25 protein-coding genes and 1 tRNA gene are annotated in these 13,526 nt (G+C 70.2%); 14 read left to right on the top strand and 12 right to left on the bottom strand.

All coding sequences use genetic code 11. From position 1 onward, the window contains the following. Positions 1-74 precede the first annotated feature (74 nt). Both ASF49_RS24110 and ASF49_RS22060 read left to right on the top strand, forming a co-directional pair. Complete coding sequence (locus tag ASF49_RS24110; RefSeq protein ID WP_162238979.1) at positions 75-707, top strand: hypothetical protein; 633 nt, start codon at positions 75-77, stop codon at positions 705-707. Further along, on the top strand, positions 704-1,570 hold the full coding sequence (locus tag ASF49_RS22060; protein WP_055959042.1) for a phage antirepressor: 867 nt from the start codon (positions 704-706) through the stop codon (positions 1,568-1,570). The genes ASF49_RS24110 and ASF49_RS22060 overlap by 4 nt, the downstream gene beginning before the upstream one ends. A gap of 263 nt (positions 1,571-1,833) precedes the next feature. Here ASF49_RS22060 and ASF49_RS22055 read toward each other — a convergent pair whose 3' ends face one another. The 7 genes from ASF49_RS22055 to ASF49_RS22025 all read right to left on the bottom strand — a co-directional run bounded on the left by ASF49_RS22055 (position 1,834) and on the right by ASF49_RS22025 (position 6,382). Next, entirely contained in the window at positions 1,834-2,154 is a 321-nt protein-coding gene (locus tag ASF49_RS22055) for a hypothetical protein (RefSeq protein WP_055959045.1), read from the bottom strand. Between the two features lie 2 nt (positions 2,155-2,156). Next, a complete protein-coding gene (locus tag ASF49_RS22050) occupies positions 2,157-2,948 on the bottom strand; it encodes a metallophosphoesterase (RefSeq protein ID WP_055959048.1) in 792 nt (263 codons plus the stop codon). After that, complete coding sequence (locus ASF49_RS24915; protein WP_055959052.1) at positions 2,923-3,282, bottom strand: hypothetical protein; 360 nt, start codon at positions 3,280-3,282, stop codon at positions 2,923-2,925. Before ASF49_RS24915 ends, ASF49_RS22050 begins: the two co-directional genes overlap by 26 nt. Next, positions 3,269-3,868, bottom strand: a complete 600-nt coding sequence (locus tag ASF49_RS22040; protein ID WP_055959056.1) for a hypothetical protein — start codon at positions 3,866-3,868, stop codon at positions 3,269-3,271. Before ASF49_RS22040 ends, ASF49_RS24915 begins: the two co-directional genes overlap by 14 nt. 52 nt (positions 3,869-3,920) lie before the next feature. Beyond that, the gene (locus ASF49_RS22035) at positions 3,921-4,187 is read right to left on the bottom strand and encodes a hypothetical protein (protein ID WP_056149081.1); all 267 of its coding nucleotides are present in this window, start codon (positions 4,185-4,187) and stop codon (positions 3,921-3,923) included. 27 nt (positions 4,188-4,214) lie between these two features. Continuing rightward, entirely contained in the window at positions 4,215-5,903 is a 1,689-nt protein-coding gene (locus tag ASF49_RS22030; RefSeq protein ID WP_055959062.1) for an AAA family ATPase, read from the bottom strand. Positions 5,904-6,088: 185 nt separating this feature from the next. Then, positions 6,089-6,382, bottom strand: coding sequence for a helix-turn-helix domain-containing protein (locus tag ASF49_RS22025; protein ID WP_055959065.1), 294 nt, complete (start codon positions 6,380-6,382; stop codon positions 6,089-6,091). A gap of 362 nt (positions 6,383-6,744) precedes the next feature. Here ASF49_RS22025 and ASF49_RS22020 point away from each other — a divergent pair, with 362 nt between their 5' ends. Both ASF49_RS22020 and ASF49_RS24005 read left to right on the top strand, forming a co-directional pair. Beyond that, positions 6,745-7,077 carry a hypothetical protein gene (locus tag ASF49_RS22020; protein WP_055959066.1) on the top strand — a complete coding sequence of 111 codons (333 nt, stop codon included), beginning with the start codon at positions 6,745-6,747 and terminating at the stop codon, positions 7,075-7,077. After that, positions 7,077-7,247, top strand: a complete 171-nt coding sequence (locus ASF49_RS24005; RefSeq protein ID WP_156375894.1) for a hypothetical protein — start codon at positions 7,077-7,079, stop codon at positions 7,245-7,247. Before ASF49_RS22020 ends, ASF49_RS24005 begins: the two co-directional genes overlap by 1 nt. 11 nt (positions 7,248-7,258) lie before the next feature. Here ASF49_RS24005 and ASF49_RS24000 read toward each other — a convergent pair whose 3' ends face one another. Beyond that, complete coding sequence (locus ASF49_RS24000) at positions 7,259-7,558, bottom strand: hypothetical protein (RefSeq protein WP_055959069.1); 300 nt, start codon at positions 7,556-7,558, stop codon at positions 7,259-7,261. Positions 7,559-7,668: 110 nt separating this feature from the next. Between ASF49_RS24000 and ASF49_RS23995 the strand changes: the two genes are divergently transcribed. The 10 genes from ASF49_RS23995 (at position 7,669) to ASF49_RS21965 (ending at position 11,418) form a co-directional block, all read left to right on the top strand. Continuing rightward, positions 7,669-7,863: a hypothetical protein gene (locus ASF49_RS23995; RefSeq protein WP_146180522.1), complete on the top strand. Its 195-nt coding sequence runs from the start codon at positions 7,669-7,671 to the stop codon at positions 7,861-7,863. A gap of 9 nt (positions 7,864-7,872) precedes the next feature. Continuing rightward, entirely contained in the window at positions 7,873-8,151 is a 279-nt protein-coding gene (locus ASF49_RS22005; protein ID WP_146180521.1) for a hypothetical protein, read from the top strand. 2 nt (positions 8,152-8,153) lie between these two features. Further along, positions 8,154-8,534: a hypothetical protein gene (locus ASF49_RS22000; RefSeq protein ID WP_055959078.1), complete on the top strand. Its 381-nt coding sequence runs from the start codon at positions 8,154-8,156 to the stop codon at positions 8,532-8,534. Positions 8,535-8,536: 2 nt separating this feature from the next. Further along, positions 8,537-8,896 carry a hypothetical protein gene (locus ASF49_RS21995; RefSeq protein WP_146180520.1) on the top strand — a complete coding sequence of 120 codons (360 nt, stop codon included), beginning with the start codon at positions 8,537-8,539 and terminating at the stop codon, positions 8,894-8,896. Beyond that, entirely contained in the window at positions 8,893-9,123 is a 231-nt protein-coding gene (locus ASF49_RS21990; protein WP_055959084.1) for a hypothetical protein, read from the top strand. The genes ASF49_RS21995 and ASF49_RS21990 overlap by 4 nt, the downstream gene beginning before the upstream one ends. Further along, on the top strand, positions 9,120-9,575 hold the full coding sequence (locus ASF49_RS21985; RefSeq protein ID WP_055959087.1) for a hypothetical protein: 456 nt from the start codon (positions 9,120-9,122) through the stop codon (positions 9,573-9,575). The genes ASF49_RS21990 and ASF49_RS21985 overlap by 4 nt, the downstream gene beginning before the upstream one ends. Beyond that, a complete protein-coding gene (locus tag ASF49_RS21980) occupies positions 9,572-9,766 on the top strand; it encodes a hypothetical protein (RefSeq protein ID WP_055959090.1) in 195 nt (64 codons plus the stop codon). The genes ASF49_RS21985 and ASF49_RS21980 overlap by 4 nt, the downstream gene beginning before the upstream one ends. A gap of 61 nt (positions 9,767-9,827) precedes the next feature. After that, complete coding sequence (locus tag ASF49_RS21975; protein ID WP_055959093.1) at positions 9,828-10,619, top strand: hypothetical protein; 792 nt, start codon at positions 9,828-9,830, stop codon at positions 10,617-10,619. A 75-nt stretch (positions 10,620-10,694) separates the two neighbouring features. After that, a complete protein-coding gene (locus ASF49_RS21970; protein ID WP_243214760.1) occupies positions 10,695-10,916 on the top strand; it encodes a hypothetical protein in 222 nt (73 codons plus the stop codon). Positions 10,917-10,950: 34 nt separating this feature from the next. Then, a complete protein-coding gene (locus tag ASF49_RS21965; RefSeq protein WP_055959100.1) occupies positions 10,951-11,418 on the top strand; it encodes a hypothetical protein in 468 nt (155 codons plus the stop codon). 76 nt (positions 11,419-11,494) lie between these two features. On the opposite strand, the gene ASF49_RS24800 is transcribed toward ASF49_RS21965, so the two are convergent. From ASF49_RS24800 to trpB, 4 genes are all read right to left on the bottom strand, one after another. After that, the gene (locus ASF49_RS24800; protein ID WP_272481521.1) at positions 11,495-11,617 is read right to left on the bottom strand and encodes a hypothetical protein; all 123 of its coding nucleotides are present in this window, start codon (positions 11,615-11,617) and stop codon (positions 11,495-11,497) included. After that, positions 11,618-11,836: a hypothetical protein gene (locus tag ASF49_RS21960; RefSeq protein WP_146180519.1), complete on the bottom strand. Its 219-nt coding sequence runs from the start codon at positions 11,834-11,836 to the stop codon at positions 11,618-11,620. Between the two features lie 245 nt (positions 11,837-12,081). Beyond that, a tRNA-Met gene (locus tag ASF49_RS21955) sits at positions 12,082-12,158 on the bottom strand. Between the two features lie 111 nt (positions 12,159-12,269). Beyond that, entirely contained in the window at positions 12,270-13,511 is a 1,242-nt protein-coding gene (trpB, locus tag ASF49_RS21950; protein ID WP_056478205.1) for a tryptophan synthase subunit beta, read from the bottom strand. Positions 13,512-13,526: the final 15 nt, after the last annotated feature.

Raw genomic sequence — 13,526 nt, 5'->3', positions numbered from 1 at the left:
TCCACTGGCGAAAAAAAATGGCCCCGGAGGCGCGCGAACGCCGCCGAGGCCTGGTCAGCCACAGGAGCATCCCCGTGACCGAACCGTGCACCCACCTTACCACCACGACCGCCCCGAACGGTAGCCTCGCCGCGTCCCTCGCCCAGGGAATTTCGCAGTACGCCGAGCGCTTCGAGGAGGCCTCGGTCCTTGAGATCGCGGCGGCCATGAGCGTCGAGGATCCCCACGCGGCGCGGTCGTTCCTCCTGGAGCGCACTGCCGAGCCGGCGTTCCCGATGCTGCGCAGGAGCGTCCTCGGTACGATCGAGCTCCGGATCGAGGCCGCCAAAGCCGCTGCGCGTGACCGCCTCCTCCTGGTGACCGGCGACGACGCGCCGGGCGGGAAGAGCGACAAGGCGCGCGAGGCGATCTTCCGCCGGGACCCGGGCGCATTTCTGCCAGGCGCCGAGGTCAGCAAAGTCCGCCCGTTCGCCCGGGCCTTCTGGCACGTCCTGATCGACGGGAAGGACGTGCCCTGCGTCTACGTCTGCCGGGCCGCCGTCGTGAGCGACCTGCACGACATGGTCGAATGCCTGGCCGAGAACAGACAGTACGAGCGGGGCATCGTCATCGGTGCGCCCGAGACCGCGCGGGACATCGCCGGCCTACTGCCCCCGAACATCGCCTTCGTGGCCGTACCCCTCGCCACCGACGGGAGGCGCGCGTGAACGCCATCGTCCGCATCCCGGCCGCGCCGGCGATCTCGATCTTCCGCTTCGACAACCACGACATCCGCGTCGTGGAGATCGACGGGCTGCCCTGGTTCGTCGGCGCCGACGTCTGCAAGGCCGCCCGCCTCTCGAACCCGTCCGTCTCGCTCAAGGCGCTCGACGAGGACGAGAGGGCTAAGATCTTCTTAGGGCATCCCCAGGGCGAGGTCCTGGTCATCACCGAGGGCGGTCTCTACACCCTGCTGATGCGCAGCCAGCGTGCCCTCGTGAAGGGCGCGACGGCATGGCGGTTCCGTCGGTGGGCGATGAACGAGGTCCTCCCCGAGATCCGGCGGACCGATTCCTACGCCGTGGCACCCGCCCCGACGCCGGTCGCGATCCCCGAGGACCTCGACGATAACAGGGTGCTGAGGAGGATGCTCCTGGCCCGGATGGATCGGGAGGACGCCCTCGTCGAGCGCCTTGTCATCACAGACCAGGAGCTCATCGACACCTCTCGCCAGCTCACCGCCTCGCAGCGGCAGGTACAGCGGGCCCGGCCGGCGGTGGAGTGCGTCGAGCGGTTCGCCGAGAGCGAGGGGCTCTACAGCCTCCAGGCCGGTGGCAAGGCCCTCGGGCAAAAGCCGAACAAGTTCATCGCTTGGCTGAAGGAGCGCGGCGACCTGTTGGATCTGAACAGGTCGAACCTCCCCCGGCAGGACCTCATCGACCGTGCCCCGTTCCGCGTCCGGATCGAGGAGTACGGCGGCAAGCCCCGTGCGACGCCGAAGATGACGTCGAAGGGCATCCTCCACTACGGACGCGAGCTCTGCGTCTCCGTCGACTGGCGGGCCGCACGGGAGCCCGACCTGTTCGACTGACACCACTCAGACTCTGAGTGGTGACGAGGGGCCCGGGTGACCGGGCCCCTTTTTCGTGCCTGAAATCTTGTGCAGCGAAATGGGAGCGAAGGCCGGTTCGCTATCATTGGCAACCCGGCCCGGGCACGCCTGCGCACGGTTTCGGCACGCTCTCAGCATATTTTCGCGCGTTTCAGTCCGCGCGATCGGCGTTACACCGAGAGCGGAATCCGGCCTCGCTCGTGGGGCGCGCTGCAGCACCCCCGATCCAGGCGCTCGGCGGCCTACGGGCACGGCTCCCCTTCGAGCCGCCGCCGGTACCGGACGCCGTCGTGCAGTAGGACGCTGCTGGGCAGGAGGACGAGCTCCGCGTCGTAGGGGACGACGCTGCCCCCGTTGCCGTAGCACTGGCGGGACGTCACCCGGCCGCCGGCTATCCGGGCGCCGTGGCACTCCATCAGGTCGATGCCGACGACCCCGGCCTCGGGACCGACGACGATCGCGGGGACGTCGGCCCCCTCGGGGCAGTAGAGGCCCGGGGCGGGCTGGAAGGCATCCGCCTCGACGGGGCCGGCGAGCAGGGCGAAGATGGCGAGCGCACGCACGGTCAGATCTCCACGATGAGGGCGGGGTCGAACGCCGGGTTTTCGCCATGCCGGCCGCGTGGGTTCGCCAGCACGCGCGTCCCGCCGACGACGTAGTCAGCGGACCGATGGATGTGGCCGTGGATCCACAGGGCGGGTGCGTCCGGACCTTCGAGGACGCGCGTAAGGTCGGTCGCGTACGCCGCGTCGATCGCCTGCAGGGGGCCCTGCCTACCGAGCGACGCGGGGTGGGGGGCGTGATGCGTGACGACGACCGTCGGGCCGTCCCACGTCTCCGCAAGCGCGCGCTCGATCCGCCCAAGCTGGGCGACGTGCTCGGCGGCGGCGGCGCTCGGCCTGAAGGCGTTCGTCTCGCCCGAGGCCGTACGGACCTTGACCTTCCGATGGTCTCGCATCCCCCCGTTGCGGTCACCACAGGAGGCCATCGTCGGAGCCCGCCATGCCTCGCCAAGCAAGGCGTAGTCCGTCCAGACCGTGGCGCCGATGATCCGTACGCCCTCGATGGCCAGGACCTCCCCGACGGCGAGCAGGTGGATGCCCGCGGCCGCAGCGGCCTCGCGCCCGCGTTCGAGCTCGCTCTGCCAGCGGCTCCCGTAAAAATCATGATTCCCGGGCACGTAGACGACATGCCGGACGTACGGCGCGACGCACGCCGCGAGCCAGGGCAGGCTGCGCTTCGTCAAGCCATCGGCGACGTCGCCGGCCACGATCGCCACGTCGCACACCGGCACGGCCGGGGCCTCCCAGCAGTCGGCATCGTCGTGCACGTCAGAGAAAATCCATGCCCTTGTCATCCCAACCTCCCTCAATCCACGCGGACCCGTCCGCCTCGAACCACGCCATCGACGCCCGGGTAACCAGGAGGCCGTTCGTCCTAAATCCGGGACACCAGAGGCCGTACCGGAGCCTCACCGCCGAGGGCGGCCGCGCCCCCTCGGCCACCGTGCCCGTGGCCCATGCGTGGACGTCCCGGGCCCCCGTCCGCAGGCACCGCTGGCGCCCCGCCTCCGACGCTCGGAGGACGACGTCGGCAAGCACGATCGCCGGCACGTGGCCGACGACCCTGCCCCGCTCGCGCACGCTCCAGGCGCGGCGGGTCAGGTTCCGGTAGACGTCATGCCTTGCCATTGGCGTGGAGATCGCAGCACGTCTTCGCCCACCCGCCCTTGCGGATACGGCCGGGGGCCCCGCAGGTCTCACAGACATAGGCCGACAGGTGCTCCACGCAGTCAACTATAGTCGAGACTTCATTGCGCGTTGCCTTCCTAGTCTTGCCTTCGATTGAGTAATGCCAGCGGGCCTGCGCGAACTTCTCCTTCGTTTGTTCGGTCCGGAATCCCGTCGCCCCAGCCTCGGAGACCAGGCTCGCGCCCGCCTCCCACAGCCAGCGCCAGCCGCCGCCCGAGTACGGCCCCCCGGGTTCGAACGTTGTCGGGTAGCGCCCGCGCAGCGTGGCGTCCCAATCGTCCGGGACGACCGCGCGGCCGGTCTGCCAGCGCAGGGCGAGGACGCGCGCCAGGACGCGGAGGACGTCCTGCGCGGGGGGCGGCGGGACGAAGCGGCCGTCGTCCTGACGGGGCAGCGGGGAGCCACCCGTCCACGTGACGAGGGGACCGTGGGCGCTCGGGCTGACGCCCGTGGGGACGACGTCGACGTGGCCTACGTGCCGGCACACGGCGTCGTCAGCGATCGTGCGGAATTCGTCGATGAGCATGGGGGTCTCCTGGGGGCTGAGGGGTGAGCAGAGGGGGGACCGCGCGCCGATTTCACGCGCGGACCTCGCGGGGTTCACGGCGGTCGTCCGGGTTCGCAGGCAGCGCGTCGGCGAGGGCGAGCAGGCCCTGGCAGAGGTAGCGGGCCTCCGATGGCGGGAAGGCCCCGCGGGCGTAGGCACAGCTCGCCAGGTGGAGGACGGACAGGCCGGTGACGGCGAGCTCGTCGCGTAGTTCGTCCTGCTCGTGGCGGGCTCGCATTTGGGTGATCGCCGCCTCCAGGACGATGATCGAGGCGCGGCTCGGGTGTGCGTCGGTCATGGGATCTCTCCTTCAGGGGGTGGGGTGTCAGTGGCGACGGGCGAGGGTCTCGCGGCCGTCGAGAAGCGTCGTCACGGCGCGGCGGAGCGGGCGGAGCGAGCCCCCCTTCCACACGCGGCCAAGGAGGTGGAGCTCGTCGCCGTCGAGATCGGGGAGCCAGCCGGAGTCGAGGCCTCGCTCGTCGCGGATTTCGCTGACGAGGTTGGCCGCCGCGACCGGCAGGTCCTCGGCCCTGGGAAGGCCGACGTGCACGACGCGGAAGCGGTCCAGGAGGGGGCCGGGGACGCCTCCCGTCCCGTTGGCCGTCGCCAGGAACTGGGTGCCGCTCAGATCGGCGTTCGTTTCCAGATAGACCTCGTGGAAGGCGCGGCTCCCTGCCGGCTCCAGCAGGGCGATCAGGGAGTCCGTGAGGCGCCCGTTCTCCGACCTCGTGCCCGCCTTCTCGATCTCGTCGATGATGATGACGGGGTTGGCGACGCGGAGCCGCTGGATCGTCTGCAACGGGACGCTTGCGCGCCCCGTGCTCCACTGGCGCGACGTCCCGCCGAACGCAGCGTCGGCGACGCCGGCGGCGTTGTAGAGGACGCACGGGATCCCGGCCGCCTGGCAGAACGCCTGCAGGTAGCTCGTCTTCCCGCTGCCGGGCGGGCTCACCGCGAGAGTGTTCCGCAGCCGGGCTACACCTCCGTTGGCGAGGTCCCGCAGCAGCAGCGCGGTGAGATCCCTGAACCACGGGAACCGCGCATCGAGCAGCTTGCCGACGGCCACGACGTCGACGCCGTGGACGAGCGGGAGGGCCTCGCCGGCGAGCGCGTTGAACTCCGCGCGCGGCGTCGATCCCCGCGTCGACCGGGACGACCCCGAGGTCTCGGACCCGGGCAGGTGGTCCAATGCCCCCTTGGCCAGGACGACGAGCGTCGGGGCGGGGCGCGCCGCCCGGTCCCGCCACCCGCCGTCGCCGAGGGGCCAGTCCAGCTGAGCCAGCGCCGCCAGGTCGTCGGCCTGCTCGTCGACCCACGCCCTCGCGCTGCCGCCGGCGCCGCCGGCGCCGCCGCGCAGCAGATCTTCCTCGACCCCGATCTGCCTGTGCGCAGCCGCGACGATCGCGGCCGTCTCGCCGAGCTTGAGCGCCAGCCCATCGTAGGGAGCGAGCAGCGACGCTTGCTGATCGGAGACGTACTCGGACTCCTGCAGGTCCACCGTCGCGTCGGTGGAGTACCGGATACCGTTCCGCAGGGCGAGCCAGGCAGCCGCATGGTTGCCGTTCGCCAACGAGGCGTGGAACAGGCGCAGGCAGATGCTGGCGCAGTAGGCCGCGGCCTTGGCGTTCCCCAGGGCCGCCTGGGCGAACAAGAGGTCGTCCGCCAGATGCGCCGCGGCGTCCTGCCCAGCGTCCGAAACGCCATCGGCGTTGGCGTGCTCGCGGAGCGCGTCGTCTGCCTTCTGCAGGGACGCGATCGTCACGTCCCGCCGCGTCCGCCCGAGGGTCCTGACGAGCGCCGCCGGGAGCTGAGGCTCCTCGGCTAGGAACGCGGCGATCGCCAGGCCCGCGTCGCGGCGGGCGTCGTACCCGACGAACTCGGCGCCGTAGCCCTTCTTTCGCGGTCCGAGGGAAGCCTCGGGCTGACGGGGCCCCGTCAGCGCGGTGGAGTCGAGGAGCGTGGCACGGGCGGCCTGGACGGCAGCGGCGCGCGCCCGGGAGGCGTCGTCGGTCATGGGAGGTCTCGCTGGAAAGGAGTGCACGCGGGGCGCGCCGAGCAGGGCTCAGGCGGCGGGGCGGTGCATCCGTTTCGAGCGAGGGAAGGTCATGGCGAGAACTCCGGTGTGACCCCTATGTGCACCAGGCCGGTCCAATGTGCAAGGGATGTGCATTCGTTGCGGACTGGGTCGCGTTCCTAGGGTTAACCAAGCCCTAGCGCGGCCTTCAGGGCCGGGCTGCGGTCGGCCTCCTCGTCCTGCGCCAGGAGGTCGTCCAGCGACGGCCGGCCCTGGTTGTACGTCGACAGCCGCAGGTCGAGCCCGAGGGCGTGCAGGCACCTCATCACCCGGTGCATGCTCGGCTCGTAGCTGTCTCCCCGTTCGAAGGCCGAGAGCCACGACACGCTCACGTCCGCCTTCGCGGCGAGCTGGCGCTGCGAGAGCCGGCGGTGGCGGCGGGCGAGGGCAAGCTCCTCGCCGAGGTTGAAGATGCTCATGACCCGGAGCCTACCGCATCAGCATGCAAGGCACCTACCCGCGACTCAGTCGGCTGCGCGATTTTTTGGACACCGTCCAGTGGAAATCGGCGATCCATGGCAGACTCTCATCTGCACGGATTCGATGGGGGAAATGGAATGGCGCACCAGGCACAGGCTACCGAGGAACTGAGGGTCCGCCTCCAGCGGCGGTTCCCCAACGAGCCCCGGTGGGCCCCGGCCCCGCCGCCGTCCCCCGCCCCGTGGGAGCTCATCCGCGCCGTCCTCACGTAGGGACGCAAGGATGGGCTCGACGACCTGCAGCTCGCCGGGGGCGTCTACGCGGTGCTGGTGGCCAAGGGCCTCATCTCGGAGGGCCGGACGTGAGCGTTCAAGAGCGCCAGCTTGCTATCGCGCAGGCCTTGTTCGTGCGCTGGGTTCGGCGGTCGAACGCTCGCAGGACGGCCTTTCAGGGGCCCTTCTCCTACACTGAGGGCGAGCAGGTTCAGAACCTGCCGCACTCCTACCGCCAGGGTTTCCTCGACGACGCTGCGGCCGTGATGGCGGTTGAGGACGCCCGGACCGCGGCCGCGATCGAGGCCGAGGTCGGCGGTGCCTACCGGATGGAGGACGGGCGCACGTTCTGGATCGACGCCTCGGTCGCACGCGAGATCGCACGCCGTGCCGTCTCCGGGTCCGCGGGGGCCTCGTCCTGATGGACCTCACGCTCATCGTCGCGATGGTCTCGATCGCCCTGGTTTTCGCGCTCATCCTCGGCGTGGGCGTCCTCTCGCGCCTGGATGGCCCGCGGCCGCCGACGGAGGTCACCCGCATCGTCGCGGCCGTCCAGCGCCGTCAGGCCGCCCGCGGGGAGGACTGCCCGTGAGCCTCGGATCTCTACAGGCAAGCGTTGGCCTTCTTCAGCGCAGCGTAGACGGCCGCGGCCGCCGCGCCGGCCTCGCCCCCGTGCGGGACGACGTCTTGGGCTAGGGCCCGCCCGGTGGCCGGGTCGGCCACGATGACGGTGGACCGTGCCGTTCCGCGGAGCACCCGCACGACCAGCTCGACGCGCTCCCCGGAGCCCGGGCCGTCCTCAACGGGGTAGCGGTCCTCGACATGCCCGGCCGGCCGGGCCCGGGGCAGCGGCATGCCCTCAAGGTGGCGGGCGTCGGCGGCGTCGTAGGCGTCCTCGGGCATGCCCGGGAGTCTGGGCGCGCCCCGCCGGGGAGGCAAGCCCGGGACGATGCGGAGAAGGCCCCGGCGGGCGGTCTGCCGGCGGTGTGGTCGGCGTGGTGATGGAGAGGACGATGGACATCAGGGACACGAACACCGAGGCGCCAAAGCGCCACGTCGCGATCGAGGACGACATCGCCGCGGTGCGGGCCGCCCTGCGCGAGGCCGAGGCCTGCACGGACCCCGACGACCTCGACGGGACGACGCACGTCCGGGCGCTCCGGGACAGCCTCGACGGGTTGCTCGCCGAGCAGCGCAGGGGGGCCTGAGCGATGGCGGTGAGCAGCTACAAGACCGTGACCCGCAAGGTCCAAGTGGAGATCCGCACGGCCGAGGACGGCACGGTCTTTGAGGGCGATGACGCTCAGTACCGGGCCGGCCGGCACGAGAGCAAGCTCGCAACCCTTCGGGATCTCGACGCCCTGTTCGCCCGGGACCCCGCCGTGGTGAAGGCGGCCATCATCGCGCACTTCAATGACGAGGACGACGTTGGCGCCGCAGGCCTGTGGTGCTTCCTCAACGATATCTCGAAGCACCTGCCGAAGGTGGAGGCCTGAGCATGCACCGCTCCCCGATCGAGGCGGCCGCCGTCTCCTGGAACGAGGTCCGCGTGAAGGCCTGCGCGGCCCCCTGGGGCGACAAGACCGTATGGACCGACCTCGGCGCGGCCGAGACGGCCCTGAGCAAGGCGGTGTCGGCCTTTCTGAAGCGGGAGGCCGAGTTGGCGGCCCGGGTCGTCACTCACGTGGTGCACGGGATGCGCTTCCACTCCCCGATGACGGTGGAGGTCTACTCCCTCGACGAGGCCATCAGCACGGCGTTCTGGGGTCGAGACAACGGGGACTGGTGGCCTGCCGACGTCCGCACGCCTGCCGGGGAGATCGTCCTCTCCGAGGAGAAGCTCAACGACGAGGTCAATCGGTACGAGTGGAGGGCCTGACCATGCGCATCTACACCGAGACGCCCTTCCGCATGACGCCGCCCCGGATGGCCGTGGTCATGCCGGGAGAGATGTCGTCCCTATGGGTTGCCCCCATCAACGGGCCGATCGCGAGGGAAGCCCTCGAAGCGATCGGCCTCCCCTCGGACGGCGAAGAGATCCGGATCGGGACCCAAGGCGACGTCGTCACCGTCAACGGCGCGAGGGTGACGCAGGGCGACGCCGTGATCGTCTACTGCGCCTGGCACTGCACCCCGAACGATTTCCGCGAGGACCCCTCCGAGGAATTCGTCCGCCAGGTTCGCCACGCCATCGCCGTCCGCCTCGGCATCGAGAGGCAGCTGCAGGGGCTACGGGCATGAGCGAGAGCATCCACATCGCCGGTCGCCGGATCCCCTTGAGGCGCATGGGCGTGCGCGAGGTGGTCGAGCGCATGGCACGATCCACCGAGCTCGCGGCCGAGTTCGAGGTGACCTGCCGGGAGATGAGCCCGTTCGTCGCGTCTCTGGCCTTCCGCCGGCCCGACGACGCCGGCCCAAACCGGAAGGCGCGCCGGGCCGCCGAGGCCAAGGCGCGGAGGCGAGCATGATCAGATCCTGCCCGATCCACGACGGCTACACCGACGACGCCCTCCGTCCGTTCGGGTGGTCGTCGGGGCTGTACTCGTTCCGATGCCGGGACTGCCGGGAACGCGCGGTCGGCGAGAAGCGCTCGCAGCGCTGCCGCACCTGCGCGGTCGCCGCCCTGCGAAAGGCGGAGGCTTACCCGCCGAGCGCCGAGCAGGCCTCCGCGCCGGTGACCAGGTTCGCTGTCCGGGACACCGTGACGGGGCTCCTGTTCTGCAACCGGTCCATGCACCCGAACCGGAAGGAGTGGGACGGGCTGGCGACCGCGCAGGTCTACCTCAAGCGCGAGGCGGCCGAGGCGACGGCGCGGCAGGTCCGCGAGCAGTGGGAGGACCTCCGCCTGCACCACCCCACGCTCTTCCCCGAGCGGCTGGAGGCGGAGGTCGTCGAGGTCCAGCTGATGGTGGTGGCATGAGGCAGTCCACGATCGACGAGATCGCCGGCGGGGCCGCTTGGACCGTCGAGAAGGTCATCTCCGAGAACCCGGCGGACACCCCGGTGGAGCGACCGGCCCGCCTCCGGAGGGAGCTCGCCCTGTGGATCTCGCACGCCGTGAAGCGGGAGGTCATCAACGACCGGCGCCGCGTGGGACGCAGGCAGGCTTAAGGACGGGAACCCTGGACGGGGCCTTGCCAGCCCGCGAGAGTGCCTCAACCTCGGGGGGCACATGGTGAGACAGGACAAGCGCGCGCGGCTGAAATCGATCGTCACGGACGGGACGATGGCGATCCCGGAGGTCGAGGGAGAGTGGCACCACGACCCCTATCGGACCCTCTGGGTCGAGGTCTCGAACCTCAAGATGGGCCAGGCCGTCTCCACGGACTACGGGACCATCAGCCGGACACCCCAGCTGTCCGGGATGGCCGCGATCCGGAGGGACACTGTCCGGCTCGCTGGATGGGGCGACACCTGCCGGGTCCTGCCCGTGACGATCCGGCCCGCCATCCCTCAGGAGGACGGCAACGGCTACACCCCGTTCACCGGCGTGCTCGGCTTCATCGCCGGAGACCGGGAGTTCAGGAGCGAGGACGCCTGGTTCCTGGAGTGTTGGATCCCCGAGATGGACATGGCCGCGATGCTCGCGGCCTACCGCGCTGGCGAGATGCCGTCGTTCCACCTCGGCGTGAAGCTCGATCTCTGGATCACGAAGGGCGACGAGCACACGCCGCCCGGCTACGGGGTCACCTGGTATCTGGCTCCCCACGCGGACCACGCGAGCGAGAGCCCAGAGGTGGCACGGGGCACGGTCCGGCATCTCAGCTGGAGCGACGCGCCGCAGCCAAAGGTCGACGAGGATGATGGGGTGCCGGAACAGGGGCCGCCGCTTCAGGCTCCCGCGGATCCCGCCCCCAACCTGGATACCGCCAACCTCGCCGCAGCGATCGACCGCCTGCGCTCCACCGTTCTGCAGGTCGGCCTCTGCATCGCGGTCGCACTGGTGGTCAGCTGGTTCGTCTGACCAAGGGCCGAAACGTCGCGTCCAGGGATCGACTCCCGAGCGGATTTGTTCTCCATTCGTTCTATGACAGAATCGATGGAGCGGATCGTGGACGAGATGGAGCGGGCCTACATGGAAGCCGCCGACGGCGACGCGCGGGACGCCCTGAGGCGGGCGCTCGGCGACGCCCTGATCGAGATGGCTGAGATCTCGGGGAAGGTCAGCCGCGGGTTCGTGAGGGCGTCCCGGCCGGCGGACCTGGCGCGGAAGCTGGGGCCGGAGCGCCGGGCCCGAGAGGCTGCCCGCTCCGCCGGCTGACGGCCGGTTAACGGCTCGCCCGCATCATGCGGGCATGCGAGATCCGGTCACCGAAAAATTCACGCGCGCCTGGGCCCCCGACGGCGAGGTCGTCTTCACGCCGATTCCTGTCGACGCGATCGAGGCGCATCCCCTGTGGGCGGCCTCCACGCTGTCGGGCGTCAACCGGAAGCGCGTGCTCCAGGAGGCGGAGGAGGCCTGGGTCGCGACGACGGAGTGGCTCCCGAAACCGCAGGAGGACGGCCCGGCGACGACCGTCGCATTGACGGTTTGGTTCAAGCCGTGGCGCGGCGAGTACGCCGGGATCTTCCTGACGTCGGTACCAGGCGCCAAGAAGCAGGAGCGCTGCCTCGGCGTGACGCTGCTCCGGAACGGCACCTACCGGCTCCTGACCGAGCGCCGGCTAGGCCAGAGCGTGACGCACGTTGTCGAGAGCGAGCGGCACCTGTCGGCCCCGATCGATCCCGAGGATCGCGGGGACCTCGGCGGCCTCGCACCCTGAAATCCGGGTTTAGCCGCTCGCGGGAATCCAAGCGGCCGGCGCCGAAATCACCCGCTCGGCTGAAACCCGCCCGCCTCTAGACGTGCTCGGCTTGGTAGACGTAGGGCCCGGGGTCCTCGGCCATGCACCGGTAGGGCCGGGTGAAGTCGGTCAGCCCGTCGTAGATGACGCCGCGACTGATGCGGTGGTCCTCCAGCACCTAGGCCCGGTCGGCCTCCAGCCGTTCGATGGTGGCGTCGATCCCCCGCCCGTCGAGGGGCAGCCGATCGCTCATCCGGCTGTCGATCTCCTGCAGACGGGCGCGCCGCTCAGGACGCGTCAGGTCCTTCCGCAGGGCGAGGTAGCAGAGGTCGTGAACCTCGCGCTGCAGGTTCCGCATGCGGGCATAGAACGGGGGGAGTGAAGGTGCGCGGCTCACGCGGTCACCGTGGCAGGCCCGCGTTGAGGGCTGGCTAAGCCGATCACTCAAATCCAACCGGTTGGGCTTGGGACTGTCCACGGCGCGTGCCAGCGTCGGATTTCGACCCGCCCGGGAATGGATTTCGGGCGGGCCTCCCGGCAGCCGTGCAGAAAAGTCCGCCCGAACTCCGCCCGAGAAGCAAAAAGCCCCGGACACGGTGTCCAGGGCTTGTCGTCTAAGTCGCTGTGATGACTTGGAATTGTTGGTAGCGAGGGACGGATTTGAACCGCCGACACAAGGATTATGATTCCTCTGCTCTAACCAGCTGAGCTACCCCGCCAGATCGCGGCCGTCGAAGATCGTGGCCGCGATGAGATCGGCGGTATAGGGAACCCCGCCGTGGGGTGTCAACGGGGTCGGCCCTGGGAAAATGGCCGGTCCCGCGACGGGCTCAGAGCTGGGTCCCGAAGATCTCCGCGACCTGCGGGATGTCCTTGTCGCCGCGGCCGCAGAGATTGACGACCAGGAGGTGATCCTGGGGCTTCTGCGGTGCCAACTCCCGGACCTTGGCGAGGGCGTGGGCCGGCTCCAGGGCCGGGATGATGCCCTCCAGCATCGAGCAGAGCTTGAAGGCGTCCAGCGCTTCCTGATCCGTCGCCGAGAGGTAGGTGACGCGGCCGGCCTCGTGCAGCCAGGCGTGCTCGGGGCCGATGCCCGGATAGTCGAGGCCGGCCGAGATCGAGTGGGCGTCCGCGATCTGGCCGTCGCCATCCTGCAAAAGGTAGGTGCGGTTGCCGTGCAGAACGCCGGGCTTGCCGCCCGACAGCGAGGCCGCGTGGAGGCCGCTGGAGATCCCGTGGCCCGCCGCCTCGACGCCGTACATCGCGACCTCGGGATCGTCCAGGAAGGGATGGAACAGGCCCATGGCGTTGGAGCCGCCGCCGATGCAGGCGACGAGGGAATCCGGCAGCCGACCCTCCATCTCCAGCATCTGCTGCTTCGCCTCGCGGCCGATGATCGACTGGAAGTCGCGCACCATCGCGGGGTAGGGATGCGGACCCGCCACCGTGCCGATGCAGTAGAAGGTGTCGGCGACGTTGGTGACCCAGTCGCGCAGGGCCTCGTTCATCGCGTCCTTGAGGGTCTTGGTGCCGGACTGCACCGGCACCACCTCGGCGCCCAGCATCTTCATGCGGAACACGTTGGGCGCCTGGCGCGCCACGTCGACGGCGCCCATGTAGACCACGCATTTCAGGCCGAAGCGGGCGCAGAGGGTGGCGGTGGCGACGCCGTGCTGGCCGGCCCCGGTCTCGGCGATGATGCGCGGCTTGCCCATGCGGCGGGCCAGCATGATCTGGCCGAGCACGTTGTTCACCTTGTGCGAGCCGGTGTGGTTCAGCTCGTCGCGCTTGAAGAAGATCTTCGCGCCGTGGCCGGGGTCGGCCTGCGCGCGCAGGTGCTCCGTCATGCGCTCGGCGTAGTAGAGCGGGCTCGGCCGGCCGACATAGTGGGTCAGGTGGCTGTTCATCTCCGCCTGGAAGGCGGGGTCGGCCTTGGCGGCTGTGTAGGCCGCCTCCAGGTCGAGGATCAGCGGCATCAGCGTCTCGGCCACGAAGCGTCCGCCGAAGATGCCGAAGCGGCCGCGCTCGTCCGGGCCGTTGCGGAACGAGTTCGGAGGGGGAGCGATGGTCACGGGCATGGTCCTTGT

It is taken from the genome of Methylobacterium sp. Leaf104, from assembly GCF_001422885.1.
GTDB lineage: Bacteria > Pseudomonadota > Alphaproteobacteria > Rhizobiales > Beijerinckiaceae > Methylobacterium.
Note: the sequence above shows the minus strand (reverse complement) of the source record. Positions and strands in the feature narration are given on the sequence as shown.

Excerpts from the sequence above, each read along its gene's own strand:
- ASF49_RS22040 (WP_055959056.1), bottom strand. The coding sequence starts at position 3,868 with ATGCTCATCGACGAATTCCGCACGATCGCTGACGACGCCGTGTGCCGG.
- ASF49_RS21980 (WP_055959090.1), top strand. The coding sequence starts at position 9,572 with ATGAGGCAGTCCACGATCGACGAGATCGCCGGCGGGGCCGCTTGGACC.
- ASF49_RS21990 (WP_055959084.1), top strand. The coding sequence starts at position 8,893 with ATGAGCGAGAGCATCCACATCGCCGGTCGCCGGATCCCCTTGAGGCGC.
- ASF49_RS24000 (WP_055959069.1), bottom strand. The coding sequence starts at position 7,558 with ATGCCCGAGGACGCCTACGACGCCGCCGACGCCCGCCACCTTGAGGGC.
- ASF49_RS21995 (WP_146180520.1), top strand. The coding sequence starts at position 8,537 with ATGCGCATCTACACCGAGACGCCCTTCCGCATGACGCCGCCCCGGATG.
- ASF49_RS22035 (WP_056149081.1), bottom strand. The coding sequence starts at position 4,187 with ATGACCGACGCACACCCGAGCCGCGCCTCGATCATCGTCCTGGAGGCG.
- ASF49_RS22030 (WP_055959062.1), bottom strand. The coding sequence starts at position 5,903 with ATGACCGACGACGCCTCCCGGGCGCGCGCCGCTGCCGTCCAGGCCGCC.
- ASF49_RS22025 (WP_055959065.1), bottom strand. The coding sequence starts at position 6,382 with ATGAGCATCTTCAACCTCGGCGAGGAGCTTGCCCTCGCCCGCCGCCAC.
- ASF49_RS23995 (WP_146180522.1), top strand. The coding sequence starts at position 7,669 with ATGGACATCAGGGACACGAACACCGAGGCGCCAAAGCGCCACGTCGCG.
- ASF49_RS22000 (WP_055959078.1), top strand. The coding sequence starts at position 8,154 with ATGCACCGCTCCCCGATCGAGGCGGCCGCCGTCTCCTGGAACGAGGTC.
- ASF49_RS24915 (WP_055959052.1), bottom strand. The coding sequence starts at position 3,282 with ATGGCAAGGCATGACGTCTACCGGAACCTGACCCGCCGCGCCTGGAGC.
- ASF49_RS21970 (WP_243214760.1), top strand. The coding sequence starts at position 10,695 with ATGGAGCGGATCGTGGACGAGATGGAGCGGGCCTACATGGAAGCCGCC.
- ASF49_RS21985 (WP_055959087.1), top strand. The coding sequence starts at position 9,120 with ATGATCAGATCCTGCCCGATCCACGACGGCTACACCGACGACGCCCTC.
- ASF49_RS21965 (WP_055959100.1), top strand. The coding sequence starts at position 10,951 with ATGCGAGATCCGGTCACCGAAAAATTCACGCGCGCCTGGGCCCCCGAC.
- ASF49_RS22050 (WP_055959048.1), bottom strand. The coding sequence starts at position 2,948 with ATGACAAGGGCATGGATTTTCTCTGACGTGCACGACGATGCCGACTGC.
- ASF49_RS21975 (WP_055959093.1), top strand. The coding sequence starts at position 9,828 with ATGGTGAGACAGGACAAGCGCGCGCGGCTGAAATCGATCGTCACGGAC.
- ASF49_RS24005 (WP_156375894.1), top strand. The coding sequence starts at position 7,077 with ATGGACCTCACGCTCATCGTCGCGATGGTCTCGATCGCCCTGGTTTTC.